The sequence below is a fragment of the Simiduia sp. genome, from assembly GCF_058345725.1.
Genome location: NZ_JBTUOC010000016.1, coordinates 1 through 26,267 on the forward strand (window position 1 = coordinate 1; position 26,267 = coordinate 26,267).

Annotated in this window: 26 protein-coding genes and 1 pseudogene; 14 read left to right on the top strand and 13 right to left on the bottom strand. The window is 57.1% G+C overall.

From position 1 onward, the window contains the following. The 7 genes and pseudogenes from ACW8F6_RS03970 to ACW8F6_RS04000 all read left to right on the top strand — a co-directional run. Nucleotides 1-190: pseudogene (locus ACW8F6_RS03970) on the top strand (hypothetical protein); the annotation flags it as partial. Between the two features lie 430 nt (nt 191-620). Further along, nucleotides 621-1,964 carry a sigma-54-dependent transcriptional regulator gene (locus tag ACW8F6_RS03975; protein WP_491574549.1) on the top strand — a complete coding sequence of 448 codons (1,344 nt, stop codon included), beginning with the start codon at nt 621-623 and terminating at the stop codon, nt 1,962-1,964. Next, nucleotides 1,961-2,143, top strand: coding sequence for a hypothetical protein (locus tag ACW8F6_RS03980; RefSeq protein WP_491574550.1), 183 nt, complete (start codon nt 1,961-1,963; stop codon nt 2,141-2,143). Before ACW8F6_RS03975 ends, ACW8F6_RS03980 begins: the two co-directional genes overlap by 4 nt. Before the next feature lie 22 nt (nt 2,144-2,165). After that, entirely contained in the window at nt 2,166-3,761 is a 1,596-nt protein-coding gene (locus ACW8F6_RS03985; protein ID WP_491574551.1) for a sensor histidine kinase, read from the top strand. Between the two features lie 9 nt (nt 3,762-3,770). Next, nucleotides 3,771-4,232, top strand: a complete 462-nt coding sequence (locus ACW8F6_RS03990; RefSeq protein WP_491574552.1) for a response regulator — start codon at nt 3,771-3,773, stop codon at nt 4,230-4,232. Between the two features lie 32 nt (nt 4,233-4,264). Beyond that, on the top strand, nt 4,265-6,217 hold the full coding sequence (locus tag ACW8F6_RS03995) for a response regulator (RefSeq protein ID WP_491574553.1): 1,953 nt from the start codon (nt 4,265-4,267) through the stop codon (nt 6,215-6,217). Between the two features lie 101 nt (nt 6,218-6,318). Next, the gene (locus tag ACW8F6_RS04000) at nt 6,319-8,220 is read left to right on the top strand and encodes a hypothetical protein (protein WP_491574554.1); all 1,902 of its coding nucleotides are present in this window, start codon (nt 6,319-6,321) and stop codon (nt 8,218-8,220) included. Between the two features lie 142 nt (nt 8,221-8,362). Here the strand turns inward: ACW8F6_RS04000 and ACW8F6_RS04005 are convergent, their stop codons facing one another. From ACW8F6_RS04005 to ACW8F6_RS04035, 7 genes are all read right to left on the bottom strand, one after another. Beyond that, nucleotides 8,363-8,794 (bottom strand): ferritin-like domain-containing protein, encoded by a 432-nt coding sequence (locus ACW8F6_RS04005; protein ID WP_491574555.1) that lies wholly within the window; start codon nt 8,792-8,794, stop codon nt 8,363-8,365. Nucleotides 8,795-8,982: 188 nt separating this feature from the next. Beyond that, the gene (locus ACW8F6_RS04010) at nt 8,983-9,969 is read right to left on the bottom strand and encodes a substrate-binding periplasmic protein (protein ID WP_491574556.1); all 987 of its coding nucleotides are present in this window, start codon (nt 9,967-9,969) and stop codon (nt 8,983-8,985) included. Between the two features lie 103 nt (nt 9,970-10,072). Further along, nucleotides 10,073-10,798 carry an NUDIX hydrolase gene (locus tag ACW8F6_RS04015; RefSeq protein ID WP_491574557.1) on the bottom strand — a complete coding sequence of 242 codons (726 nt, stop codon included), beginning with the start codon at nt 10,796-10,798 and terminating at the stop codon, nt 10,073-10,075. Further along, nucleotides 10,791-11,609, bottom strand: a complete 819-nt coding sequence (locus ACW8F6_RS04020) for an ABC transporter ATP-binding protein (RefSeq protein ID WP_491574558.1) — start codon at nt 11,607-11,609, stop codon at nt 10,791-10,793. The genes ACW8F6_RS04015 and ACW8F6_RS04020 overlap by 8 nt, the downstream gene beginning before the upstream one ends. Continuing rightward, on the bottom strand, nt 11,610-12,587 hold the full coding sequence (locus ACW8F6_RS04025; protein ID WP_491574559.1) for a FecCD family ABC transporter permease: 978 nt from the start codon (nt 12,585-12,587) through the stop codon (nt 11,610-11,612). A 39-nt stretch (nt 12,588-12,626) separates the two neighbouring features. Beyond that, nucleotides 12,627-13,466, bottom strand: coding sequence for an ABC transporter substrate-binding protein (locus tag ACW8F6_RS04030; RefSeq protein ID WP_491574560.1), 840 nt, complete (start codon nt 13,464-13,466; stop codon nt 12,627-12,629). Then, nucleotides 13,448-13,786: a Kazal-type serine protease inhibitor domain-containing protein gene (locus ACW8F6_RS04035; RefSeq protein ID WP_491574561.1), complete on the bottom strand. Its 339-nt coding sequence runs from the start codon at nt 13,784-13,786 to the stop codon at nt 13,448-13,450. Before ACW8F6_RS04035 ends, ACW8F6_RS04030 begins: the two co-directional genes overlap by 19 nt. A 114-nt stretch (nt 13,787-13,900) precedes the next feature. On the opposite strand from ACW8F6_RS04035, the gene ACW8F6_RS04040 reads away from it, so the two are divergent. The 6 genes from ACW8F6_RS04040 (at nt 13,901) to ACW8F6_RS04065 (ending at nt 18,253) form a co-directional block, all read left to right on the top strand. Further along, nucleotides 13,901-14,272 (top strand): PilZ domain-containing protein, encoded by a 372-nt coding sequence (locus ACW8F6_RS04040; protein WP_491574562.1) that lies wholly within the window; start codon nt 13,901-13,903, stop codon nt 14,270-14,272. 179 nt (nt 14,273-14,451) lie between these two features. Further along, entirely contained in the window at nt 14,452-14,838 is a 387-nt protein-coding gene (locus tag ACW8F6_RS04045) for a PilZ domain-containing protein (RefSeq protein WP_491574563.1), read from the top strand. Nucleotides 14,839-14,921: 83 nt separating this feature from the next. Then, the gene (gene modA / locus ACW8F6_RS04050; protein WP_491574564.1) at nt 14,922-15,692 is read left to right on the top strand and encodes a molybdate ABC transporter substrate-binding protein; all 771 of its coding nucleotides are present in this window, start codon (nt 14,922-14,924) and stop codon (nt 15,690-15,692) included. Continuing rightward, nucleotides 15,679-16,344: a molybdate ABC transporter permease subunit gene (modB, locus tag ACW8F6_RS04055; RefSeq protein WP_491574565.1), complete on the top strand. Its 666-nt coding sequence runs from the start codon at nt 15,679-15,681 to the stop codon at nt 16,342-16,344. The genes modA and modB overlap by 14 nt, the downstream gene beginning before the upstream one ends. Next, nucleotides 16,341-17,369 carry a molybdenum ABC transporter ATP-binding protein gene (locus ACW8F6_RS04060; RefSeq protein ID WP_491574566.1) on the top strand — a complete coding sequence of 343 codons (1,029 nt, stop codon included), beginning with the start codon at nt 16,341-16,343 and terminating at the stop codon, nt 17,367-17,369. Before modB ends, ACW8F6_RS04060 begins: the two co-directional genes overlap by 4 nt. A gap of 149 nt (nt 17,370-17,518) precedes the next feature. Beyond that, complete coding sequence (locus ACW8F6_RS04065; protein WP_491574567.1) at nt 17,519-18,253, top strand: Crp/Fnr family transcriptional regulator; 735 nt, start codon at nt 17,519-17,521, stop codon at nt 18,251-18,253. A gap of 70 nt (nt 18,254-18,323) precedes the next feature. Here ACW8F6_RS04065 and ACW8F6_RS04070 read toward each other — a convergent pair whose 3' ends face one another. The 5 genes from ACW8F6_RS04070 to typA form a co-directional block, all read right to left on the bottom strand. Next, nucleotides 18,324-18,593, bottom strand: a complete 270-nt coding sequence (locus ACW8F6_RS04070; protein ID WP_491574568.1) for a hypothetical protein — start codon at nt 18,591-18,593, stop codon at nt 18,324-18,326. A 434-nt stretch (nt 18,594-19,027) separates the two neighbouring features. Further along, nucleotides 19,028-19,393 carry a hypothetical protein gene (locus ACW8F6_RS04075; protein WP_491574569.1) on the bottom strand — a complete coding sequence of 122 codons (366 nt, stop codon included), beginning with the start codon at nt 19,391-19,393 and terminating at the stop codon, nt 19,028-19,030. A gap of 109 nt (nt 19,394-19,502) precedes the next feature. Then, nucleotides 19,503-19,898 carry a hypothetical protein gene (locus ACW8F6_RS04080; protein ID WP_491574570.1) on the bottom strand — a complete coding sequence of 132 codons (396 nt, stop codon included), beginning with the start codon at nt 19,896-19,898 and terminating at the stop codon, nt 19,503-19,505. A 299-nt stretch (nt 19,899-20,197) separates the two neighbouring features. Beyond that, nucleotides 20,198-21,532, bottom strand: coding sequence for an RsmB/NOP family class I SAM-dependent RNA methyltransferase (locus ACW8F6_RS04085; RefSeq protein WP_491574571.1), 1,335 nt, complete (start codon nt 21,530-21,532; stop codon nt 20,198-20,200). Between the two features lie 98 nt (nt 21,533-21,630). After that, nucleotides 21,631-23,439 (bottom strand): translational GTPase TypA, encoded by a 1,809-nt coding sequence (typA, locus tag ACW8F6_RS04090; RefSeq protein WP_491574572.1) that lies wholly within the window; start codon nt 23,437-23,439, stop codon nt 21,631-21,633. A 204-nt stretch (nt 23,440-23,643) separates the two neighbouring features. Here typA and ACW8F6_RS04095 point away from each other — a divergent pair, with 204 nt between their 5' ends. Next, nucleotides 23,644-24,432, top strand: a complete 789-nt coding sequence (locus ACW8F6_RS04095) for a substrate-binding periplasmic protein (protein WP_491574573.1) — start codon at nt 23,644-23,646, stop codon at nt 24,430-24,432. A gap of 16 nt (nt 24,433-24,448) precedes the next feature. Here ACW8F6_RS04095 and thiI read toward each other — a convergent pair whose 3' ends face one another. After that, complete coding sequence (gene thiI, locus ACW8F6_RS04100; protein ID WP_491574574.1) at nt 24,449-25,933, bottom strand: tRNA uracil 4-sulfurtransferase ThiI; 1,485 nt, start codon at nt 25,931-25,933, stop codon at nt 24,449-24,451. Nucleotides 25,934-26,267: the final 334 nt, after the last annotated feature.

Here is a 26,267-nt window from a genome sequence, read left to right on the forward strand (position 1 = left end):
CGCCGCGGGGCTCTGGAATACCGGCGCCATCGGCGTGTCGGTGGCCTACAGTCGCTATGAAATTGCCGTCACCCTGTCGATCATTGCTTTTCTCATTTTCCAGTTCTCCGGGCTATTAAAAAAACCCGTGCACGCGCAGGCCTCCGATACCCCAACAGACAAGCTAGCACCCACCAAGCAACAGGAGTGAGCGCCGGCCGATTCGCGACGGGCGGGCCAAACATTGAAAGGGTTTGCCGTCCAACATTATTGCGACCAAAGTACCACTGTTGGCGCATGTTAAGCAGCCGGTCCCCGTTGGGAAACGCTGTGGGGTATGATGAATAGCGCCACTGGGTAAACCCGGGGGCCCAATGGGCGCAGCGCATCGCCCAACGCCCTTCGCAAAATACAGACTCAGCAACAATAAGTGCTTGAAATCAATAAATTTGCCACCAAACTAAAGCAGCATAAGCCAAACTGAGGCCATCAATATACGGCCCGTCACACGCGTATCGAATGATGGAATCTGCGCCGAGCGCGAGCGCGTACAAACACCCGGCCCACAGTTGCGCTCCAGCCTGATAGAGCGCCGCCCAAGGCCGTGTGAACCACGGACTTACAAGGAGCAAACAGCGCTCATGCACAAGCTATTGCTGGTTGACGACGACCAAAGCTTTACGGAAGCCACCCAGGCACTGCTGGAAAACATGGGCCACCCAGTGGATGTCGCCCACTGCGTGGCCGATGCAAAAGCCCTCTTGGCACGCACCAAATACCACACACTGCTGTTGGATTTAATGCTGCCAGACGGCAGCGGCTTCGATGTACTTAACGCCCTGCCGCTGGATCGCACGCCAGCGCGCATTGCCTTCGTAACTGGCCACTCGGCCATTAAATCCAACATTAAATCCATGGCCGGCCCCGGCGTCAGCTATCTGCTGAAACCCGTTACCCTGGATCAACTCAACGCACTGGTGGGCACGGCAGACAAATCGCCCAACGCCAGCCTCAGCTACCAACGCCACTTTGGCGTGCTGGTTGGCGAATCTGAACCCATGCGCGCGCTCTACGATCAGATAGAAAAAGTCGCGCGGACCCAAGCCAATGTGCTCATCCAAGGCGAAAGCGGCACGGGCAAGGAGTTGATTGCTACAGCCATTCACAACGCCTCCGGTACCCAGGGCCAACTGGTGGCTGCCAACTGCGGTGCCATCGCCAAAGAGCTGATTGGCAGCGAACTTTTTGGCCATGAAAAGGGGGCGTTTACCGGCGCCGTGGCGCGCAAACCAGGCCTGTTTGAACGCGCAAATCACGGCACGCTGTTTTTGGACGAAGTGACCGAAATGCCCATCGATCAACAGCCCAACTTACTGCGCGTGTTAGAGACGGGCAAAGTGACACGGCTCGGCGGCACCAACGAACTGGAGGTGGCCTGCAGAGTAGTCTCGGCCACTAATCGCAGCCACCAGGAATTGGCCGAGGGCAACTACCTGCGCGAAGACATTTACTTCCGGCTAGCGGTGTTCCCTCTGCAATTGCCGCCCCTCAGAGACAGGCGCGACGATATCCCGCTGCTGTGTCAGGCTTTTTTGGACGATTTTAACAGCGAGTACAACACCCACTTTCACCTGAGCGAAGCCGCACTTAACACCCTGTGCAGCTACAATTGGCCAGGCAATGTGCGCGAACTGCGCCACGCCCTGCACCGCGCCGTTATCATGACCGATAAAACAGAGTCCGAACTCACCCTGCCCGCCCAGCTGGGTTCACCCTTTGGCCAAACCCTAGACACAAACGCCGCCAGTAATGTAAGCAACTTACAGCCGGGCACCACCATCGAAGCGATGGAGCGCCAGTTGATTGCGATGACGCTGGAATCTGTGGACGGCGACAAACCAAAAGCTGCGGAGATGTTAGGCATCAGTTTAAAAACACTCTACAACCGTCTGAACCAATATAAAACCCAGGAGCCTGCACCATGAGCGACACCCGGCAACTGCACCATGAACTACGCAATAAACTGAACAATATTTCCGTCAACACCGAGCTTGCCAAGCTGCAAACCCAGCAGGGCCAACCACCAGAAACGGTATTGGCCAGCCTCGCAAAAGTGACGGAGGCTTGCAAAGCGTGCGCAACCTTGCTTGACCATCATTCCTAACGCAGAGACCCCAGTTGCTGTTATGGCCGATAAATCCAATACCCTAAAATACTTTTGGGCATTTTTGATGGGCGCACTCGGCTTGCTGTTCATCATTAACAGCCTGCAAACTTACCAGAGCTTAAAGGTCTTGGATGCTAACGCCAGTCGCTCGGGCAGCACCAAAAATATTCTGGAGCTGGCGGGCAACACCTACCTCGCGATTCAAAACGCAGAAGTCCACTTGCGCGAGTACATGCTGCACGAGGCGGACGCACAGCTAGACAGATACAACACCGCCGTCGACGAGGTCAAAACCCTGATTACCCAACTGCAAGACTTAAGCACCGAGCTACCCATTCAGCGCTCGCGCTTTGAGGAAGTGCTGCAGATCATTAACTCGCACGATCAGGCCCTCGCCGACGCTACGCAACGCCACCAAGAGGCCAAGTTACTGCAACGGCAAGCGAGTACCACGGCCATCGAATTGAGCGAACACAAAACCGAGAGCGAAAAGCAAGAGGCTCGCTCCCTGTCAGAAACTATGGCCGCCAGCCGCCAGAGTTTAAGCGCGCTGTCTGAATTGATCAGCGCCATCGAACAGGAAGAATTTAAGTACATTCAAGCCATCATGGACGAAAGTGCCGTGCGCCGTAAACAAATCTCCCAGGCGGTATTGTTTGCCAACTGCTTGGGCATAGGTTTTATCATTATTATCGCCATGCTCACCAGCCGCACGTCGCGCCAACAGGCCGAGTACGCAAAATTACTCGAGCGCAAGGTGGCCGAGCGCACTCAGGCACTGGAGCTCTACGCGCAGGAGCTAAGCCGCAGCAACCGGGAGCTGCAAAGCTTTGCCTTTGTCGCCTCCCACGACCTGCAAGAGCCACTACGCAAAATTCGCGCCTTTGGCGACCGCTTGCAGGACCGTTACAGCGAGCAGTTAGGCGACGGCAAAGACTATGTGGCGCGCATGCAAAGCGCGGCTTCGCGCATGTCTAAACTCATTGAGGATCTACTGGCTTTTTCGCGGGTGTCCACCCGCAGCAAGCCCTTTGAGCAGGTAAACCTCAATGACACATTGGCCGGGATACTGGACGATCTGCAGTTTAAAATAGAAGAAACTAACGCCACCATTACCGCCGATCCGCTGCCAGAAATTTCGGCGGACCCCATGCAAATGAGCCAGCTGTTTTTAAACCTGGTGGGCAATGCACTCAAATTTGTCGCCGAGGGCAGCCAACCGAAAATTCATATCAGCGCGCGGGCAGCGCAACTGCCACTGTCTGAAACCACTGAACTGGCCGGAACCGATGCCCACGAGACAATTCCCGCCATCGAAATAGCCGTCAAAGACAACGGTATCGGATTTGACGAACAATTTCTCGACAAGGTTTTTAGCGCGTTTCAGCGCTTGCACACGCGCGACGCCTACGACGGCACCGGTATTGGCCTGGCCATTTGCCGCCGCATTGTCGAGCGCCACGGTGGTGCCATCACCGCCGAAAGCCGGCCCGGCGAAGGCGCGACCTTTATAGTTACCCTGCCACTGCAACAAGCGGCGGCCACGCAATTGACCAATGCCGAACTTGGTTTGCAATCCACCAGCAATCCCATGCCAGGCGCCAGCCCAACGTAAGGACACCCTATGCAAGCCAATGCAAAATCCATCAATATCCTGATGGCAGATGACGACAAAGACGATCAGCTATTAACGCGCGATGCGCTGGAAGAAAGTCTGGTGCGCAACACATTGAATATCGTCGACGACGGTGTCGAACTGCTGGAGTATTTAAAGGGCGAGGGCAAGTTTGCCGAGCGCGACACCAGCCTGCAACCCGACTTAATTCTGCTCGACCTCAACATGCCCCGTATGGACGGCCGTCAGGCCTTGGCCGCCATCAAGGCAGACCCCCTGCTGCGCCGCATTCCCGTGGTTATTCTCACCACCTCAAAGGCCGAGGAAGATATGCTGAAGTCCTACGATCTGGGCGCCGCGTCCTACCTGTCCAAACCCGTTACTTTTGACGGTCTGGTGGAACTCATGAAAACCCTGGGCCGCTACTGGGTAGAGTTTGTCGAACTACCGGGCAAGGCGCCCAACTATTAAGCCGCCATTAATAAAGCGATGCGCACTGAGCTATGATCAAACTGCTTTTAGTTGAAGACGACGAAGATGATTACATCATCGCGCGGGATTTTCTGAACGACCTGGGCGGCGCTCAGGCCTACCAGCTGGACTGGGCCCAAACGCCGGCGCAGGCGCGCAGTTATTTTCAGGGCGATAACCACGACGTGTGCCTGCTCGACTATTCGCTCGGCGCCTTTACCGGACTAGACCTGATGCGCGAGGCGCAACAGCTGGGCTTTCACGCTCCCATTATCATGCTCACCGGCCACGACGACAGCGATCTCGACGCCCACGCGCTGTCGGCCGGCGCCGTCGACTACCTGGTCAAATCGCAGCTTTCCGCGGCGCGCCTGAGCCGGGCCATCCGCTACGCCGTAGCGCGCCGCGACATGGAGAAAGAGCGCTTAAAACGCCTACAGGCACAGGCCGAGAACCGCTCGAAAAGTGAATTTTTGGCACACCTAAGCCACGAACTGCGCACACCGCTCACCGCCATTCTGGGCTATACCGACCTGCTGGCTCACGAAGTCACCCAGGGCCCCACACAGGAGTATGTGCACATTATTCGGCGCAATGGCAGCTATCTGCTGAGCCTGCTCAACGACGTGCTGGACCTGTCAAAAATTGAGGCCGGCAAGTTGGACATGAATTTGCAACCGGTACAGTTGAACGAATTGCTGTCTAACATTTGCAGCTTGATGGAAATTAAAGCGCAGGAAAAAAACATCGGCTTTTACATCGACAGCGACAGCGCCCTGCCCGAACAGCTCATCTCCGACCCCACGCGCCTGCAGCAAATTTTAATTAACATCATCGGCAATGCGATTAAATTCACCGACCATGGCGAAGTGCGATTAACCGTTAACGCACGGCAAAAACAGCAGCAACTCGCGTTTAAGGTGCAAGATACCGGCATTGGCATTGCAGCCGAAGAATTGCGCAAATTATTCCGCCCCTTTGAACAAGCTCAAGGCGCGAAGTCGCGCAAGGAGTTGGGCACGGGGCTGGGCTTGGCCATCAGCCAAAAACTGGCGGAGCGAATGAACGGCACCATCACCGCCACCAGCCAAGTTGGCCGCGGCAGCTGCTTCACGCTGCAATTTGACACACTCCAATTGCCGGACGCAGTGCGCTGGGTACCGCTAAAAATTGAAACCCAGTCACCGAGCGCTCCCCTGCCCAGCCTGGGTATCAATGGCCACATCTTAATTGCCGACGACCTCGCCGAGTTGCGCAAGCTGCTCGGCCATTGGGTCTCCCGCTATGGCGCCACCACGTCCTTCGCGGACAACGGCCGCGCCGCCATCGAAGCGGTGCAGGCCAGTGCCGCCCAGGGTCACCCCATAGACCTGATTTTGATGGACATGCAGATGCCGGAAATGGACGGCCTCAGCGCCACCCGGCACCTGCGCGAACAGGGCTTTACCGCCCCCATCATCGCGCTCACTGCGCAAACCATGCTGGGTGAAAAAGAAAAGTGCCTGGCCGCCGGCTGCGATGAACACCTCGGCAAACCCGTGCAAGAGCGGCATCTTATCGGCTGCATCACCCGCCACCTGGCCCAGCGCAAAGCCCAGCAAGCACAGGCAACGCCGGCACCCGGAAAACCCTTAAAGCCCACCGCCGGTAAACGCTCGCTATTGCTGGTAGAAGACAACACCGACGCCCGCAACGCCACTACCCTGTTGTTAGAGGGGTTGGGCTGGGCGGTGACCGGCTGCGCCGACGCGACAAGTGCGCTAACCTGCGTGCGACAGCAATCGTTTGATTTAATTCTAACGGACATTCAATTGCCGGACGGCGATGGCATCAATCTGGCCCATAACATTCAGTCCATAATCGACAATCCGCCGGACATTATTGCTGTCAGCGGCCAGGCATTTGACGAGCGCATTGAAGCCTCGCCCTTTAAACAGACGTTGCTAAAACCTTTGTCCCTGGAGGTTCTCGCGAGCCTTAAGTGACGGCGTAAACGCCAGTGTCCCGTTGAATCTGGATCTCGTGCTGTGGCACACTTCGCCACCCATTTCGCACTTTCGTTTTTCTACCCCAAGGAAGCTTGAAGATGAATAAGGACGTTCGACGCCCCTTAGCGGCCCTGCTGGCCGCCACAGTTATAACGTTGCTGGGCTGCGGCGGCTCCAGCAGTGGCGCACCTGAACCTACCCCCGCACCGGTAACGCCCATAACACCGCCCGCGCCAGCCATGGTTACGGCCAGCGTGGAAGTCGCTGGCCTGAAGGCCACAGGTCTTACCCTAACACTGAATGGCGAAACACTGATAATCCCCGATGCGGGCACCTTTGCATTTCCCACCCAACTGGAAGAAGGCACAGCCTATACCCTTGAAGTGACTAGGCAACCCGAGTTTCCGAATTATGCCTGTACCACCCAAGCTCCGAGCGGCACTGCGGGAAGTACGCCCATTGCCCTCAAAGTAAGTTGTAGCAATTTTCAGCAAGCTGCACACGAGCATGCAGCCCGGGAGCTAACATTCTTTCAACTCTCGAGCACCGGAAAAATTACCGCGATTTTACGAGATGAGAGCTCCTCACTCTCCCTGGACACCCGCAACCCGGGTGAAAACTGGCAAGGTGCAGAGGAATTTTACCGTGGTGGCAGCGTCGATATGCCCACCAGCTATCTGGACGATATCGACAATCTATGGACTATCGGCAACTCAGTATTGACAGAAAATGAGCGCTACCTTCCCATCGCAGAGTATCGCGGCAGTAACGTTCGGATTAAATACCTAAGACAAACCAATTCAAGCGCCTGGACAGAGCAAACTATTGCAGACGTACCAGACAGTAATTCTTTCCCTTGGGCTGCAAGGTCCGGCGACTTTCTCGCCTTTGTCTATAACGAAAGTGGCAAGCTTATCTGCCAATATGGAAACTTGGGCGAGCCACTAACCCGCGTGGAGCTCGGCAACGTAGACGGCCGCTTCACGGTTAGCCAGAACACGGGGAACGATGCACTGCCCATTGTGATACTTGCAGGTGATACCGCAACCAACACCACCAGTATTCACACGCTAACGACAGATGGCCATTGGACCAGCCAAACCTACGCCGACGCGCATGTATTGGGCAAGATCGCTGCACACAAAGTGCTCAGCAACGGCCGGCAGCTCTTGATCTGGGACCGAAAGCAACCAGGTAGCGCGCCGTCAGAAACTGTCTATTCCTATATTGAAACCGACGGCGCTATTGGAACACCGCAAGCGCTTGGCACCGGTATCCTGCGGCAGCATCGGCTACATAAAGAGACCGACTCTCTCGTCTTGAAAATACAAAATTACGGTGTTGCTGAAATTCGTATCTGGAATGAAACTCAGGGCTTCAGTACACCGCTTGCAAGCGAAGGCTACGGACTTTTGAGCTTTGACGCCACCAGCGAGGGCCAATTTGTAATAGCCCAAGCATCAGCCGACTCATTAATCATTGCGCCTTTCAACTGGCAGTCTGGTTGGGGGACTCCCTCAACGTTTACCGACATAGTCAATAACACAGGCAGTAGTCGCTACAGCAGTGATATTAGCGCGACTGTTTGTACGTTAGATGTGTGCAATGTGTTTTATGGCATTAACGAAAAGGTCAGGCACTACACAGTCACAGATGGCACCCTTTTGCGCCAGCCGGATATCGGTAGTTTTATTAGCACTGCGCCTGGTCCCGCTAGGTTACGCGCGGCCAAAAACGCCCAACACGATGCTGTTGTCTCTTGGGTCCCGATGATAGAGGATAAAAACACAGATAGTGGCACGGCGTCTTTCGCACACTATTCGGCCACTGCTAACCGCTGGGCGCCACAGCAAGACCTTGTTACCGCATTGGGGCTAGAGTACGTACCGGTGGCTATCCCCCTGGAAAACGGCTTTACGCTTTATTGGTACGATGCCACCCCTTGGTATAGCGAACCCATGGCGACGACTTATTTTGCAGACATTCTACCGGCTGAATAATTCACGCCTGAATACAGGTAAAAAAGATGGCGCGTTTACCGCTAGCGACCTGGGTATTCGCGCCCTCAATTACCCTACTATTTGTATTTTTACCAGGTGGTTCTCAAAGAGTAAGGAGCGCGGCTTTCGCCGCGCGCTAGATTCAAGCCGTTACCCGCTGCAGGTTTAGCATACGGTCGTGGCACTGCTTCATTTCTAGATACACTTCGCGCAGGGTGGAGGCGTACAGGGGCGCGGGGTTGGCTTCCATGGCGTCTTTAATTTCTGCGAGGGTTGCGTCCTCCACCTCTTCGAGCTGTTCGATATAGGCGTGGTCTTTGTCATCGGCAATGAGGCCAATCACGTTGGTGTAAATCTCTCGGGCTTTCACGCCCAAGGCGCTGCCGGTTTCCCGCTCGCCTTCGCTCATTTTGGCAAAAGGCTGCAGCTTCACTATGGCATTTTTGCGCGCCAAAATCATGGCCTTAAACACGCCGGCAATGGCGGTGTTATCCACTTTTTCCACGGCCGTCTCGTAAAATTCAATGCCGCCGTTTAGCACTTTAATAATCGAATTAATATTCTCTGCGTTCATACTCCATCTCCTTATTACGCGTTAACTCACACCGGCGAAGCGCTAGGAAATTGCGCCCTGCCGGCTTCAAAAGGAGAAATGCACAGACTGTGCCAGCGGATTATCGGCGAGCGATAGGGGTCTTTAGCAACTAAATTCTTGCGCTATTTACACCGCCGGCGGCGCGGATTGTAAATTTTGCACCGACGCTATTTGGTTGCGGGCTTGGGCAGATTGCTGCGATATTGGTGAATCATGGCGGCGAGTCGCGCCTGGTGATCGGGCTGTAACAGCTGCTGTGAAAAGCGCTTTAACAAGCGCGTGTGCAATCCGCGCTTGCTCGCGAGATACACATCGCCAAAGTAAAATGCTTTGTCGGCTACGCGCACCTTGTTGTGTAAATTAAGTTGCCGCAGCAGGTGAATACCCGACAATTCGGTGTGCACCACGGCGTCCAAACGGCCGGCGCTCAGCATGCGCAGACTGGCCTCCAAATCAATATTGGCCGCACTAAATTGATTTGCTGCACGCGCCTCGTCAAAATCTTTGCCGTAACTCCAGCCCAACAGCGTGCCCACTTGCATACCCGTTAAATCCGCCACAGAAACGGGCCGGCGGCCATCACTGGCGCGCGTAAATATCACTGTGCGTTCGCGATAAAAAGGCGCTGAAAACTGCAGCTTGCGCAATCGTTTTTGGGTTTTAAGAATGCCCACAATTAAACCTTCGCCGTCGGCGGCCATGCGCAAGCCGCGCTTAAGCGGCACCTCTAGCAGCGTATAGGGCTCGCCCATGGCATCAAAAGTTGCGGTCACTATGTCTAAGTAAAGGCCTTTCAATGCATAGTCGGCAGGCGCAGTTTGTGGCGCAACTGACCTAGCCGGCTGTTGCGGGCCGGCGGCGGGCGGAGGCAGCGATATCGCAGATAAGGGCGCCGCAGATGGGCTAGATGGCTCGACGCCGGCCGGCAGGTCTTGCGCGGGGGGCGAATATTCGGCGTAAAGGAAGGGTGGATAATTCGTAAACACCAGCAGGGTTACCGGTGGTTTGATAGCCTTGTGCTTATCGCCGACCAGCTTCCCGTGCGCGCCCTGCACTAGCAGAGCCACAAAGGCGACCAGGAGGCCGTAACACCACCGCCGCGCCACCCAGGTCCACAAGCTGCGCTGGCTACTTCGCTGTGCGTCACGCGGCATGCATACAACCCTCCGAGGCGTTATTCGCGGCAATTGCAGGCGACGGGTCGCACGAGTAGCGGCCACCTGCCATTTAACCATAGCGCAGGCGCCACGCCATTGCCTAGCGGCACAGCCCCCAGGCGTAGAGTGCCGCTTTTGCGAGATCGGTGAATCCGGACAAGTCGGCCACGGCGTCCAAGTCTGGCACCGGCGCGACACACAGCTCGCCCTCGACTTCGTCTGCCTGGGCTGTCGCGAAGTCGGCGGCAACACCCAGGAAATTGATTTGCACGGCACCGGTGTTGGTTTCGCGCGTCATGGAAACCCAGGCATCCTCTGGGAGAGCGAGCGAAAGAGCCGCCTCTTCGCGGGCTTCGCGCACGGCGGTGCGGCGCAGATCGTTGTGATCGTGCTCCAGCACACCGGCGCGCTCGGGATTAAAGCCGCCGCCCAGGAGACTCAGGCAACCCGGAAATAGGTGGCTGGAAGCCGACCGCTTTTGCCACAGCAACTGCGCCTGTGCGCGGTCGCATACCAAGACAGTGGCCGCCAAGCCCGCCGGATACAGGCCGGCCTCGCGCAGGGCTAACATCTCCGAATAACGCAGCACCTGGTAGTCTAGAGTTTGCGCAAGCTGTGGGCGCGACACATCCACCAGCGCGTGCCACTCGTCCATGCGCAGGCCGCGCGCAATCTCTGCCGCCCTCGCTCGCACACCGGCCGGCACCGGGTAGTCGCCTGCGTCCACCAGGCTTGGCACCTGCTGGCCTATGGCGAGGCACTCGATGTGGATACCGTTAGCTCTGCACCAGGCGTTTAATTGGTCTCGGCGCTGGCCACTAGACATGCGGCACCTCCACCCCAGGTGCGGCCTCTAAAGGCGCCTGCGCCACTATTGCCACACCCTCGGTTGTGTGGCGCACCTGCGCCTGAATGCGATACACCTTGGCTAAATTCGCCTCGGTAAGTACGGCCGCCGGCGTGCCATCGGCCACCAACTCGCCCGCGCTCATCAGCAAAATGCGGTCGCAAAAACGCGCCGCCAGCGACAGGTCGTGCAGGGCTGCAATCACCAACCCAGTGTCGGCCTTGGTTTTCAACAACTGCATTATTTGCAGCTGGTGCAGCGGATCGAGGGCGGCGATAGGCTCGTCTGCGAGCCACACATCGGCCACTGTGGCAAACAAACGGGCGCATTGAACCCGGCGCAATTCGCCACCGGATAAGGTATCGACGGTGCGCGCCGCCAGGTGCGCCACATCGGCGGCGGCCAGCGCCATGTCGATGAGCTTGCCGTCGCGCGCCAGCGCAACATCCAGACTACCCGTGTGCGGCAGGCGCCCCAATGCCACCAGCGCCCGCACCGATAGCGACCAGGCCGGCGCCTCCTGTTGCGCCAGCAGCGCCAGAGTTTTTGCGCGCGTGCGCGGTGCCCAGGTTTCCAGTGGTTGGCCCGACAAGTGCACCTGTCCGCCCTGTGGCACCAGCAGCCCCGCCAGTGATTTCAGCAGGGTGCTCTTACCGGCGCCATTGGGGCCAATAAGACCGATCAATTGGCCGGCTTGGGCTGAAAAGCCCACATTGTTTAACAGCGTGCGATCGGCCACGGCATAGCTCAGGCTATCGCACGCCAGCGACAAGGGAGAAGAGTGTGTCATTTAAATAAGCTGCCGCTTGCCCTTAACCAATAAGTAAATAAAGAAAGGCGCGCCCAGCAGTGCTGTGACCACCCCCAGTTTCATTTCGCGGGCCACATCCAGGTGTCGCACCAACAAGTCGGCGCCGGCGACCAGCAGCGCACCGCCCAGGGCCGATAGCATCAATAGCTTGCCGGGCTGATGGTCGGCCCAGCGCCGCAACAAGTGCGGCACAATCAACCCCACAAATCCGATACTACCCGACACCGCCACGCCGCCGCCCACCGCCAGGGCAATCCCCACCAGTAGCAATAAACGCTCCCGGCCGGCCACAAAGCCCAGGCTACTGGCGGTATCATCCCCTAAGGTGAGCGCATCCAGGTAGGCGTGGCGGCTGTAGATCAGCGCCATGCCCAGCAGACAGGTGGGTAGTGCAATCAGGACGTGATCCATGCTGCGATTCGCGAGCGATCCCATGAGCCAGAAGATGATTTCCTGCAGGGCAAACAGGTTGTCGGCAAAGTTGAGCGCCACCGCCACAAGGGCGCCAAACAGGGAGTTAAGCGCGACACCCGCCAAAATCAGCACCAGCACACTCTGGCTGCGACCGGCCAGCGCATAGATGGCAAACAGCGCCGCGAAACTGCCCGCCATGGCCGCCGCCGGCAGCACCAGCCAGCCCCAAGTCGCCAGACCAAAATACAGGGTGATCACCGCGCCCAGGGCCGCTCCCGCGCTCACGCCCAAGACGCCTGGCTCGGCTAGAGGGTTGCGCAACAGGCCCTGCATGGCGGCACCACTCATGCCCAAACTGGCGCCCACAATCAGGGCCAACAGGGCGCGTGGCAGGCGCACTTCAAAAACAATGCTGCGGCTGGCGGTCAACTCGCCTGCCCAGGCGTCGGCCAGCGCCGCAGCCACCGAGACATCCACCGCGCCCAAGGTTAACGACGCACCCAATACAATCAGTAATAACAGCAGTAATCCCAGGTACTTCACGGACATTCCTTACAATGACAAGCCGAATATCGCCGCCGCTTAATGGGCGCCGACTGGCGGTAACTGGGCGCGCAGCGCCAGCAGCGACGTTAACAGGGCGTTGATATGGGGCGCCGGGCACACCGACAGGTTGCCCGGCAAGCTGCCCAACTGACCGCCCTGCATCGCTACCGTGAGCGCCGGGTGCGAAAGCACTTCGTGGGCCAGGGAAAACTGGCCATTGGCCAGAGTGTCGACAATCAGCAAATCGGGTGGTTGCAGCACCAATTGCTCGAGGTTCACAGTGGCAAATCCCTGCTGATCAGCGGCCCAGTTGCGAAATCCCGCCAGGCTTAGCAGTTCGTGCTCCAGCGTTCCGGCGCCCGGCGCGATGTGATTGGGCCCCAACATTAACGCCCGCGGGCGATCCGCTTCGGCAACAGCACCGTTGGCCGCCTCCTGTGCCGCCTTGCGCGCCAACCAGGCTTGCCGGTGAGCCAGCAGCGCCGGCGGGTCGCCCAACAATTCGGCCATGCGCTGTAAATGTTGATCGATATCGGCCAAGCTGGTGGGCAGGGGCACCCGCTCCACCCGGTAGCCCAAATGCGTGAGCAGTTCTGCCGCTTCGCGCGCCCCGTATTGCCCAGCCAACACCACATCGGGCGCCAGCGGAATAATCTCCTCCACTAACCCGTGGTTGCGGTGCAAACCCACTGCCAAATCGGCCTGGGGCGACATCATCGGGTTGCCGGCAAAATAGGTCACGCTGGCAATATCCTCGCGCGCAGCAAACCGCAACAGCATTTGATCCACACACAGATTGATAGACGCCAGCTTAGCCCCGCTGGCGCCGGCGCAACCCAGCAGCAGTGTGAGCGCAATCAGTGCGTGGCGTCGCACGCACCCGCCACCCAATTGGCCAGCCCTGCGTTGGTGGCTTTACAGGCATTACTGTAGGTTTTGCCGTCACAACCACACACGGGGGTGTAATCCATGGTGCACATGCGATTGGCGTTAATTTTCGCCGGGTCGATACACTGCTCGGCGTCGGCGCTAGCCGCCGCATCGGGCTGAACACTGCTGGCGGGAGCCGGGCTTTCGCGCGTTTCTACTGCACCGTTATCGGCCACTTGGCTGGCGATGGGCGCGCGTTCCTGACCACAGGCGGCCAGCAGCAAGCTGGCGGCGAGTACACATAACATTGACTTGAGGTTTAACATGGGTGTCCTCCGTGAAGATGCGCCATTATAGGGGCATAAGCGCTGACACACACCCCACCGTCGAGCAAAGCGGCTACACTTAATCCATATGCGCAAGCCAGTGCCGGAGGCCCCGTGACAAACCAGCAAGATCGCAGACACTTCGCCCGCGTTACTTTTAGCGGCGAGATTGAACTGCTGCAAGATGGCCAGGGCTGGCGCTGCGAACTGGTGGATATTTCGCTGAAAGGTGCGCTCATCAACCTGCCTGAGCACTGCACGCTCAACGCCCACGAACCTTTCGAGCTAAGCCTGCAGCTGGAGCCTGAAACCGCCATTCACATGACGGTGGGCTGGTCGCACGGTGACGGCCGTCAGATTGGCGTGGTCTGCCAGCAAATAGACGTCCAGAGTGTCGGTCACCTGCGCCGGCTGATAGAGCTCAACACCGGCGATCCGGTAGCCGCCGAGCGCGAACTGCACATGCTGGGGCAAGCTGCCAGTTGAAGTAAATAGGTCTTGGCCTCAGACGCGATTGAAACTATAGTGCCAAAAACGGCTGCTCAGCGCCGCCCAGGTGCAGTCGGCGGGCCGCAACTTCTTTACAACCGTCGGGCTAGGCAAGCCCGATCGCAAGGCGCACGGAAGTCACAGCCGTTATCGGCGAGTAAGAAAAGGATAAAAGCATGTCAAACACCACCACAGAAGACCGCGAACGCCGCTATTTTCCACGCGTTAACTACCGGGCCTACGCAACTCTGACCACCACCCAAAAGAAATTTGACGTGCACATTGTGGACGTCTCCTTTAACGGTGCCCTTGCCGCGCTGGTGCGGCCCCACAACCTGACTCCTGGCGAAGAAATTATTCTAACCATTGAAGCGGACGACGATAACCTGATCAAAATGCAAGGCAAGCTGGCGCACCAACGCGAACACATGCTGGGCATTGAGTGCCGGGCACTGGGTATCGACAATCAGGCGCGCCTGCGGGAGCTGCTAAAAAAAGAAACCGAACGCGCCAATGAGCGATCTGTCAGCGCCATGCTGGACGACCACGAGCGCCGACACTGACCCGGAGAGCTTCCAATACCGCCCGCAGCGGCGCCGCTAATTTTGCTAAGATGGCGCATCGTTCACTGAGCGGGGAATCGCGCTTGCGCACTCGACACTGTATTTGCATCTTTTTGCTGGCAAACCTGCTGGCCTCCGCCGCCTTTGCAGCACCCCTACGCGTCGCCGTCGCCAGTAATTTCAGTCCCGCGTTGCACCAACTGGTGCCGCTTTTCAACCAGCAGCACCCCGACATAGACCTGCGCTTGAGTGCCGGCGCATCCGGTCAACTGTATGCGCAAATCACCCAGGGCGCGCCCTTCGACGTTTACCTGGCGGCCAACGCTGAATACCCACACGCACTCCACAGCCAAGGGATTGCCCAGCAACCCATTGCCTACGCGCACGGGCGACTGTTATTGATCAGCCGCCACGACGGCACCGACTGGCTGGCACTGTTGGCGCGCACCCAACGCCTGGGCATGGCCAACCCTCACCTGGCGCCCTACGGCGCCGCCGCCGAGACCCTGCTGGAAAAGGCCGCGCAACAACACCAAGCATTTTCTGGACGCACCATGACGGCGACAGCCATCGCGCAGGTGCAGCACTGGTTTGCCGCCGGCCATATAGACAGCGCCTTTGCCGCGGCGTCACTACAACCCGCCAATGCCAAGTACACACAACTCGATGTCACCCAGCTGCTACCCACGCCCATTGTCCAAGCGCTGGTGGTGCTGAACCGCACCCAAGAACCCGCCGCCGCCCGTGCACTGGTGGCATTTTTACTCAGCGACACAGTCCAAAGCCTGCTGCATCAACAGGGCTACACACCACTGTCGTCGGCCCCGCGGGGAGTCGAGTATGCTCACCCCTAGCGCCTGGCAGGCGGTGGCCTTAACCCTGCAGCTGGCCGCCGTCACCACGCTGTTGCTCATGCTGCTGGCCACACCGCTCGCTTGGTGGCTGCACCAGTCGCGCAGCTTAGGCGCACGTATTGTCGAGATCTGCGTCGCACTGCCCCTGGTTTTGCCGCCCACGGTAATCGGCTTTTACTTGTTAATTGCTTTTTCGCCCCACCACTGGCTCGGCGCCCAGTGGCTGGCCAGTACCGGCCAACCGCTGGCATTCAGCTTTAGCGGCTTGGTGCTGGGATCCATGGTTTACTCACTGCCCTTTGTCGTTCAGCCACTGCAAACCGCCTTCGCACAACTCGATCACACATTGTTGGCCATGGCGCGCGTACAGGGCGTGACACTGGCCGGGCAGTTTCGACGAGTGGTTTTACCGCTGTGCGCACGCGGTTTTGTGGGTGCTGCGGTGCTGGGCTTTGCGCACACCTTGGGCGAGTTTGGCGTGGTATTGATGATTGGCGGCAACTTACCCGGCGAAACGCAGGTGGCTTCCATTGCCATTTTCGACGCCGTAGAAGGCCTTAATTACAGCGAGGCCCATCGACTATCGCTGGTTATGCTCGCCATTGCCGTGCTGGTCATCGCGCCGCTCTATCTGCGCCGGAGCCGATCGTGAGCTGGCGTATTCAACTTACAGGCCCGCGCTGTCAACACAGTTTAGCGCTGCCCACCCAGGGCATCACGGTGATTTTTGGCCATTCGGGTAGCGGTAAAACCAGCCTACTTGAAGCCTTGGCGGGCCTGAGACCGCAACCGGGCACTATCAACTTCAACGACCACTGCTGGCAAGACGCGCGCACCTTTTTGTCGCCGGCGCGCCGTCAACTGGCGATGGTCTTTCAGCAACCGCGCCTGTTACCGCACCTAAACGCTGCCGACAATATTCGCTTGGGCCAGCACCGCATCGCCGAAGACCACTGGCGGCAGTGGACGACGTTGTTGGGGCTGGAACCGCTGCTCAATCAACGCGCCGATCATCTTTCCGGTGGCGAGCAACAACGCGTGGCCTTGGCGCGCGCACTGCTCAAGCCTGCCCAAGCACTGCTAATGGACGAACCCTTTAACGGATTAGATCGCAAGCGCCGACACCAATTGATGCCGGCACTTAAGCAACTGGGACAACAGATGCCCATAGCACTGGTCACACACCAATTGGACGAACTCCTGGCGCTGGCCGATTACCTGGTGCTGGTGGACCAGCAAGGCTCTGTCAGCGGACCGGTAAAAGATTTACTCAACCACCCACTCATAACCCAGCAGCGGGGTCACCTGGTGAGCATCTTGCGCGCACAACCAACGCTACAGGCAGACAGGGCGGGGTTACAACATTTTAATATCGGAGGCGGCCACAGCTTGCGTATTGCCACCGATTACGCGTCACCCGCCTCCTACATTGCCATCGACGCCCGCGACGTCAGTCTGGCGCTGAGCCACGCGCAAGACAGCAGCATCCTCAACATTCTGCCGGTCACCGTCACCGCCATAGACCCTTCACAACATGGCGTGCAGCAAGTGCATTTGCAATTGGGAGAGCAGTCGTTAGTGGCGCAACTGTCTAGCCAATCAGTGGCCCACTTACAGTTGCAGGTGGGTATGGCCGTGTTTGCGCAGGTGAAAGGTACCGTATTCGTTGGGCGCTAATCGCCCTCCAGCTACTCTAATCACCCGCCAGCACGGTAAATATCCGCACCGCGCGTATTTCATGTACACTGAATACTCAAGCCGGCCTTTAGATGAAAACCTTAATATTGTCCGGTCCAGCAAATGGGCGCACAATCTGGTTTACTGGCATGGCAACAAACTGCGATCCACTTAACAATCAATTACTCGCCGCCCTCCCCATTTCGGCGCAATTGCGTATTTTTCCCCACTTGGAACTCACCGCGTTACACTTGGGTAAGGTGCTACACGAACCAGCCGCCAAACTGCAACACGTTTACTTTCCCTCGTCGTCAGCAATTTCACAAATTTGTATCTTAGGCGATGGCAGCCAGGGAAAAATTTGTTCCGTGGGGAACGAGGGTGTTATTGGGCTTAATTACTTAATGGGAGGCGGTAGTACGCCGGTCAAAAGCATTGTCAGCGTCGCGGGCTATTGCTATCGACTGCCGGTAAAATTTATGCGCCGCGAATGCGCCGATTATCGCGATATGCAAACCCTGTTACTGCGCTATCTTTTGACATTAGTGACACATACCACCCACACTGTTCTGTGCAACAAAGACCACTCAGTTTCGCAAAAGCTATGTCGCTGGCTGCTCACTTCCGATGATCGCTTCTCGGGTGAAAAAATATTGACCAATTTAACTACCATAGCCAAAGAAATTGACTCCAGCCCCACGGATATAGACCTTGCATCTGCAGCGCTCGAAAATCAAAGGGCGATTAGCCTTGAAGACGGATTTGTACACATTCTTAACCGGAAAGTATTGGAACAGAAAAGCTGCGAGTGCTATCACATCGTTAAGCGGGAAACCGAGCTATTGAGCAATGGCGCTCAAGAAAATCGGCAACTCAAGCACTGAGGCCTTGGGCGCTTACCCACTAAACACGATTACAATCGGCATTAAACTTAGTTCAGCGGCTCTCCTCGCCTCATAGAATTATTAGCGCCATGATCAACAGGGCGATCAATACAGCGCCAGACAGCGACACCAGCAAAGCCGTGGCGATGGATGCGCGATCATCCTGCCAAACACCCACCTTCGGGTAGCGACCAAGACTCAACAAGCGATAAAAACACCAACCGACCGCCCAGGTGATATACCCGTGCACCACCTCAACCACAATAAAAAACACCACCCTGAACAGCCAAAGCAGTACGAGGAGCAATGGCTTCAACAACAGAGAAATTAGATCATCCATAATCAGTGCTTATGTCGTAGGAATTAGTTAATACAGCGCGCTCAACCCCGAACAGCTTCAATATCCAATCTGGAAATTCTGCGTGCCCTATAGAAAAAGTTGTATTCATATCGCCCCCGGCGCCTGGAAAACCATCTACCCGCCGAAAGAAAATTGCCAGCTCTGCATCTAAGCGAGCGGGGACTCTACTGTGCGAAATCACCCAGAAAGCACTGAATGCTTACTTGAATCGTCTGCAGTGCCACTCCCTTATTCACTCTTCATCCCTCCCTGCGGGCTTTAAATATTGCCCTAAAAAAACACACGTGATTTTCAATTTATACCGCCTATTTATAGGCTCGCAGCAGCATCAATACGGATCACGGCATTTATTCCCCGCACGGCAAAACGCTAATCGTAAAAACGCAGAGCATGGATTACGCGATAAATGTCAACTAGCCACCACTGCATCCGGAGTTGACGGGCCTATAGTCACCCCACTTACCCTTGTATACGCCGACGGCTGGCTTGAAACCCAGCAGCTCACCATGCTCATCCATCTGTACGCAGGTATAAGTAAACCCGTATTCACCAGCGCTTTCATAGGTGAAAAAGGCTATCGCATAGACAGCACCATCCTTTTGCACAAAGGGCATCACCGAGTCCGGCGTCAGTTTTTTCTTACCTATCTCGGGGTCTTTGTACCTAATCCAATCCAACGCGCGCATTTGAATTTTGTAGGTATTAAAGGAGAAGAGCTCGCCTGAATGGGCCAGCAAAGACACCCACAGTATCGATAAACATAGCAACTTCCGTTTCACTGATTTTTCTCCCTTGTTAACTTACTGCCCTTACGTTTAACCATGAATTTGCTGGCGCCTCAGTTGCACCCACAATGGATGCTGGCACAATCTCAGTCCATAACCTGCGCTACTTTTCCTGGTGAAATACCGTGCCATTAATAGCTGCTCTCTGACCACAGCTGATTTTTTTACATTGATTGGCATTATCGATCAGAACCACGGCGTCGTTTAACACAATGATAGATAGCGAGCAGTGTACGCTTGATTCGATCTGGCTGTAACGGTAGGTTTCGCCATCTCTGGATTTGCCGATGCCGGCCATTTGGCACTGATGATTATTGCCGCCCAGAGTGCGAAACCAGAAAGTCACCTGCTCCAGCGTGCGCTCCCCCAAGCGAATTTCCCCGCCACTGGGGTTTAAATATCTGACGATCTCGCCATCGAATTTGGGGATATTGATTTCGTCGGCACAGGCAACGCCAAGCCAAAAGCTCAGCACAATAACAAGCCGTTTAAACATCATCGCAATCTTCCTTGTCGCTTATGTCTAGATATACCAACAGGCATGTTTTTTTGCAGAAAAAGGAATGGACGGCATGGGTACCGAGCGATTCATCGCAACCTTGTCGGCGCCACCCGCGCTACGGGCGAATTTCCTTGGCAGCGACCACCCCTAGAGCCTCCTGACTTGCGGCCACAGGCGAGCAGCGGTACTTTTGGTGCACTATAAACCAAAAACCTCTATTGATCATACCTACCCTCGCCGCAGATAAAGTGAACACGCCCTGGCAGCCGCGCAGCTGTAGCGTTACACCTCAACGCTTAGACTTTGTGCAACACCGCCACAAACATGGTATCTGCATCCTCTGCCGGGCAACCCAGCAATTGCTGTTCGACCAAATTAAACGCGCTATGGTGCGCCAGAAACCACCCCACCTGTGCTTCATTTTCTGCCACGTCCCACGAGCAGGTGGCGTATACCAGGTGACCACCCGCGCGCACGGCAGGTGCCGCTTGCATTAAAATATTTTGCTGTATGACGATGAGCTCTTGCGAATCTGCCGCTGCAAAGCGCCAACGCGCATCGGGATTGCGGCGCCAGGTGCCGGCCGAAGTGCAGGGTGCGTCTACCAAGACCCAATCAAAACCCTGTTGGCGCGCCACTTCCTGCGGCAGCTTTAAGGGCGCCTTGGCATCCCAGGTAAAACTGCGAATATTGGAAATGTCGGCGCGCTTGGCGCGGCGCTTTAGCTCGGTTAATTTATGCTCGTGCAGATCAGTCGCATAGAGCGAGCCCTTGTTGTGCATACGCGCGGCAATGGCCAGGGATTTACCGCCGGCGCCGGCGCAGGCATCCCACACTTTTTGGCCGGGCTGCACGTCGACGGCCAGCGCAATCTGCTGACTGGCGAGATCTTGAATTTCCAGCTGGCCGCGCTTGTAGGGCAGCGTGGCCTGCACACCTCGGCCACCGGTTGCACACAGGCACTCGCCCTGCAGCTTGGCCTGAACTTCATCGGCCTGCAATTGGGCGCACAGTGTCTTGGCATCCTGGCCTGGCAACACACGCAACCACAGGGGCGGCGTTTGGGTTTGGCGGCTAATAAAATGCGCCACGTCGCGATCCGTCCAGCCACTGGCGACGGCGCGCTGGTCCAATAGGCCTCGCCAGCTGGGGCGCAGACCGTGCCACAACAGCTGTAAAGCGCTGCCGGCACTGACGGCACCTGACAGAGCGGCAAAACAGTGCCGACGCCCCTGCCATTCGAACTGATGGTAGGCGCGCCCGTTGGGCAATTTACCCTCCACGCGCAAACTGAGCCAGCCCCAGAAGACGGCCGGGTCCATGCGCGTTAATTGTGCCGGCTGCCACTGAGCATCCCACGCTACCCAATCAATGGTATCGTCTGCGTCCTGCTCAAAGACGTATTCGCAGGCGGCCGCCAATTGCTGAAAACGCAGGGCTTCAATCATCGCCAGCGCCAGACTCGCGCGCTCGGTTTTGGCATCCTCAAAACGCAAATGCAATTTCGGCAGCTGATACTTCAACCATTTATCGAGCGCTTGACCAGCGGGCGCCTTTAGCCACTCCTGCCATACCTCGATTAAGCGCGGGTCAGAAAAGTTTGGGGCGGAGGCTTTTTGAGTTTGTTTCATTTTTGGGGCCAGCTTAGGGAGCAGTCGCTCAGTGTAGGCTATGGGTGAGGCGGACATAAAAAAACCGGCCGCAGCCGGTTTTTTTATACAGCCTAGAATTACTTCTTGGCGCGCTTGCGCTCGTTTTCGGTGAGCAATTTTTTGCGCAGACGAATGCTCTGTGGCGTCACTTCCACCAGCTCGTCGTCTTCGATAAATTCCAACGCCTGCTCTAGGGTGTGCTTGATTGGCGGCGACAGCGTCAACGCATCGTCGGTGCCCGAAGCGCGCACGTTGGTGAGCTGTTTGGCCTTGGTGGGGTTAACCACCAGGTCGTTGCCGCGGCTGTGCAGACCGATGATCTGGCCTTCGTAGACTTCTACCGCAGAACCGAGGAACAGGCGACCGCGATCTTGCAGCGGGTGCAGGCCGTAGGCCAGGGTCTTGCCCTTCACCATGGAGATCAACACGCCGTTGATGCGCTTGGCCACTTCGCCGTCTTTGACCGGGCCGTAGTGGTCAAAAATGCTGGTCATAATGCCGGAACCCGAGGTCAGCGTCAGGAACAAACCGCGGAAGCCGATCAAACCGCGCGAGGGCACGATGAATTCCAGCTTAACGCGGCCCTTGCCGTCTGGCTCCATGTTAGTCATCTCGGCCTTGCGCAAACCCAGCTCTTCCATAATGGAACCCTGGTGCTGCTCTTCGACGTCGATCACCACCTGCTCGAAGGGCTCGTGAATTACGCCGTCAATTTCTTTGCGGATAACTTCGGGGCGCGACACGCCCAGCTCGAAGCCTTCGCGGCGCATGTTTTCGATCAGTACCGACAAGTGCAGTTCACCGCGGCCCGACACAATAAATTTATCCGGCGTATCGCCCTGTTGCACGCGCAGCGCCACGTTGTGAATCAGCTCTTGATCCAGGCGGTCTTTGATATTGCGCGAGGTCACAAACTTGCCTTCTTTACCGGCGAAGGGCGAGTCGTTGACCTGGAAGGTCATGCTCACAGTGGGTTCGTCCACCATCAGCGCAGGCAGCGCCTCGACGTTTTGCGGGTCGCACAGGGTGTCGGAAATATTCAGACCTTCAATACCGGTCACGCACACGATGTCGCCGGCAAAGGCTTCGGTTTCTTCAACCCGCTCAAGGCCCAGGTAACCCATAACCTGCAGCACTTTGCCCTTGCGGGTCTTGCCTTCGTGATCCACAACCACCACCTGCTGGTTGGGCTTGACGCTACCGCGCTTGATGCGGCCCACACCGATAACACCCACGTAGGAGTTGTAATCCAGTGCCGAAATTTGCATTTGGAAGGGGCCGTCGCGGTCCACTTCTGGCGGCTGCACTTTATCGACGATCAGCTGGAACAGGGGCGTCATGTCTTCGGCCATGTTGTCCAGCTCCATGCCGGCAATGCCGTTCAGCGCAGAGGCGTATATGACGGGGAAATCTAACTGCTCATCGGTGGCACCCAGGCGGTCGAACAGATCAAACACCTGATCCATTACCCAATCGGGGCGCGCGCCTGGGCGGTCGACCTTGTTGATCACCACGATGGGGTTCAAGCCCTTTTCAAAGGCCTTTGACGTTACAAAGCGGGTTTGCGGCATAGGGCCATCGACGGCGTCTACCAGCAGGCACACGCAGTCCACCATCGACAGCACGCGCTCTACCTCACCGCCAAAGTCGGCGTGGCCGGGGGTGTCTACGATGTTGATGTGATAGCCGTTCCACTCGATGGCGGTGTTCTTGGCCAGAATGGTAATGCCGCGCTCGCGCTCCTGATCGTTGGAGTCCATGATGCGCTCGGTGCCCACATTCTTGCGATCGAGGGTGCCGGACTGGCTTAGCAGCTTGTCCACAAGGGTTGTTTTGCCATGGTCAACGTGGGCGATGATGGCAATATTGCGTAATTTCTCGATCACAACAGGAATCTCTTAAAAGGGGGGTATAAATAAAGGTACGATAAAATAAAGCTACTGCAGAAAAGCTACAGAATAAAGGGCGCGCATTATACCGGTGTCGGTGCTCAATAAACAGTCAAAAGGGTACAAAAGTCGGATTCATTTACCCAGCGCCCAAGCTCTACTAGCCTTAAGGCTGAGGCGCCAACCACCGACGGACCCACCATGCCCCTTCGTACGCTGCTGCACCGGCTTCTGCCGGCCCTGTGTTGCCTGCTTAGCATTATACCGGCTAGAGCCGCCGATCCGCTCGCTTACACTTTTGTAAAATTCCCACCATTTCAATACCTTAACGAAGAAACGGCCAGGGCCGAGGGCGTCACCATCGACCTGCTGCGCGCCGCCGCCCTGCGCACCCAACAACCGCTTAGCTTCCAGCAGCTGCCCCAACAGCGGCTGGTGCAACTCACCCGCTCCGGTCGCCTGCCGCTGGCCCTGGTGAGCAGCTTGTATATCGCGCCGGTACGCCAGCTCTACCACTGCTCCACGGAGCCGCTCGGACTATTGCGGCCCACGGTGTATGTGAACCGAGCGCAATTTCCGGACATTACCGCCCTCAACCAGCTGCAGGGCCAGGTAATCTACGCGCCACAGGCCACCAGCCACACGCTGTTTAAACTGCTGCCGGAAGGGGTGCTGACCGATGACAGCAACCCCGACCGCGCCATCGTGCGCATGTTTGCCAAGGGGCGTCTGGGACTGGTGGTGGATTTTCAAGAGCACATGGAGCCGCCGCTGGTGGCCCTGTCGCCCTCCTTTGCCTATCGACGCCTGGCACTGCCGGCCCTGGATATTGTGCTGTGCATCAAACCAGAAATAGACGATTACGCGCGGCACCACGCCCGGTTAGAGCAAGCGATACTCGAAGTGGCGGCCAGCGCCGAGGGTGCCGACATTTTTGCGCGCCACGGTATGTTTTTGCGCCTGAGGGCGCCCGACCCAGAGGCCCCCTGAGGCGCGCGCCAGCGCTCTAGCGGTTGAGCTCACAGCCCGCCGCTTTCACCTCTGGCCGGTAGACACCCACATTGGCGTGGCCGGCATCTTTCAGGTGTTCGGCGTGTAACTGACTCATTACCCCCTTATCGCAGTAGAGCAGGTACTGGCGATCGGCGGGCAGGCTGGCAAATTGCGTATTCAACGCAAAGAATGGAATTTTCAGCAGTTCAACGTTAGCCAGCCGCAGCGGTCGCAACTCTTCTTCGTTGGGGTGGCGAATATCGATAACCACACTGGTTGCCGGGTCGCTCACCTGCTCGACACTGACCACCGTCTGCTCCAGGTCGGCCACCACATCCTGTATGAACTGGGTCTTGCGCGCGGCGATGGCGGCCTCCAGAGTGTCGAAATCAAACTTGCTCTCGGCGTGCAGCACCCTGTCCATTTTGGCGCGCGTAGTGGGCTTGACGGAAATCACACCGCAGTACTCGGGCATGGTGGCGGCAAAATCCTCTGTGCCGATGGCGCGCGAAATATCGATGATATCGCCCTTGTCCATCACCACCAGCGGCCGCAATACCAACGTGTCGGTCACCGCGTCGATGGCCGCCAAATTGGGCAGCGTTTGGCTGGACACCTGCGCCACCGCCTCGCCCGTCACCAGCGCCTGCAGATCCAGCTCGGCCGCCACCTGGCTGGCGGCGCGCAACATCATGCGCTTGAGCACCACACCCATGTAGCTGTTGTCCACATGCTGCAAAATCTCGCTCACCACGCCCTCAAAGGGCACGGTCACAAACTTCACCGGATGCGAGGAGCCAAACTTGTTCCAGAGATAGAAAGCCACCTCCTTAACGCCCAGCTCGTGGGCCTTACCGCCCAGATTGAAGAAACAATAGTGGGTGCGCACCCCCCGCTTAATCATCAAATAGCTGGCCACAGTGGAGTCAAAACCGCCGGAAATCAGCGATAGCACCCCCTCTTGCGACCCCAGCGGAAAGCCACCCAAGCCCGGGGTCTGCTCTTCCACTACGTAGAGGGTGTCGGCGCGAATTTCTAGCTTTACTGTGACGTCCGGCTGTTTAAGGCTGACACCCTTGGCTTGAGTGTGCTGATTCAGGCCGCCGCCCACATAGCGCTCGACCTCGATGGATGAGAAGGCGTGCTGGCCGGTGCGTTTCACCCTTACGCAAAAAGTTTTGCCCGCCAGCTGATCGCCCCAGACCGCCAGGGTTTTCTCAAAAATGTCGTGCATGTCGCCCAGCGGATAGGGCTGCACCCGTACGAAATTGGCAATGCCCGGTGTGCGCGACAACACGTCGGCCACCCGCGCCCAAAGGGCTTCATCGCCCTGCTCGCACATCACTTCGATCTTTTCCCAATCGCGCACCACCTGAATGCCCGGGTCCAGCTGCACCAATTGAGCGCGCAAATTATCGCGCAGCTGTTTGATAAAGCGCTTGCGCACCGGCGGGCTCTTGATTGTGATCTCGGGAAACAGTTTAACGATGAAGTGCATGGCAGAACTCTCCTCTGGCGCTGGGCGCTTTAGGCCACCCAAATATGGTGGTGGCGCGTCATAGGGCTGAAATAAACGGCCGCGCATTATACATGCTCAACAAATAAGCGCCTTAATGCTGATATGACCTATAATGGTGCGCGCAGGGCGCAGCAGCACCAGCTTGGTGCACCATTTTTGCCCGCGCCGTGCACTCAGCTGGCGCACAGCCCGAAATTGCGGCTTTCGCGGGATATTTCGATTTGGCATATATTTTGCCCTTACTCGATTACCCTTCATCGGCGCCACGTTCGGCCCCAGTCCGATGGACTGGAACGTTCGAAGGGCGCGATGA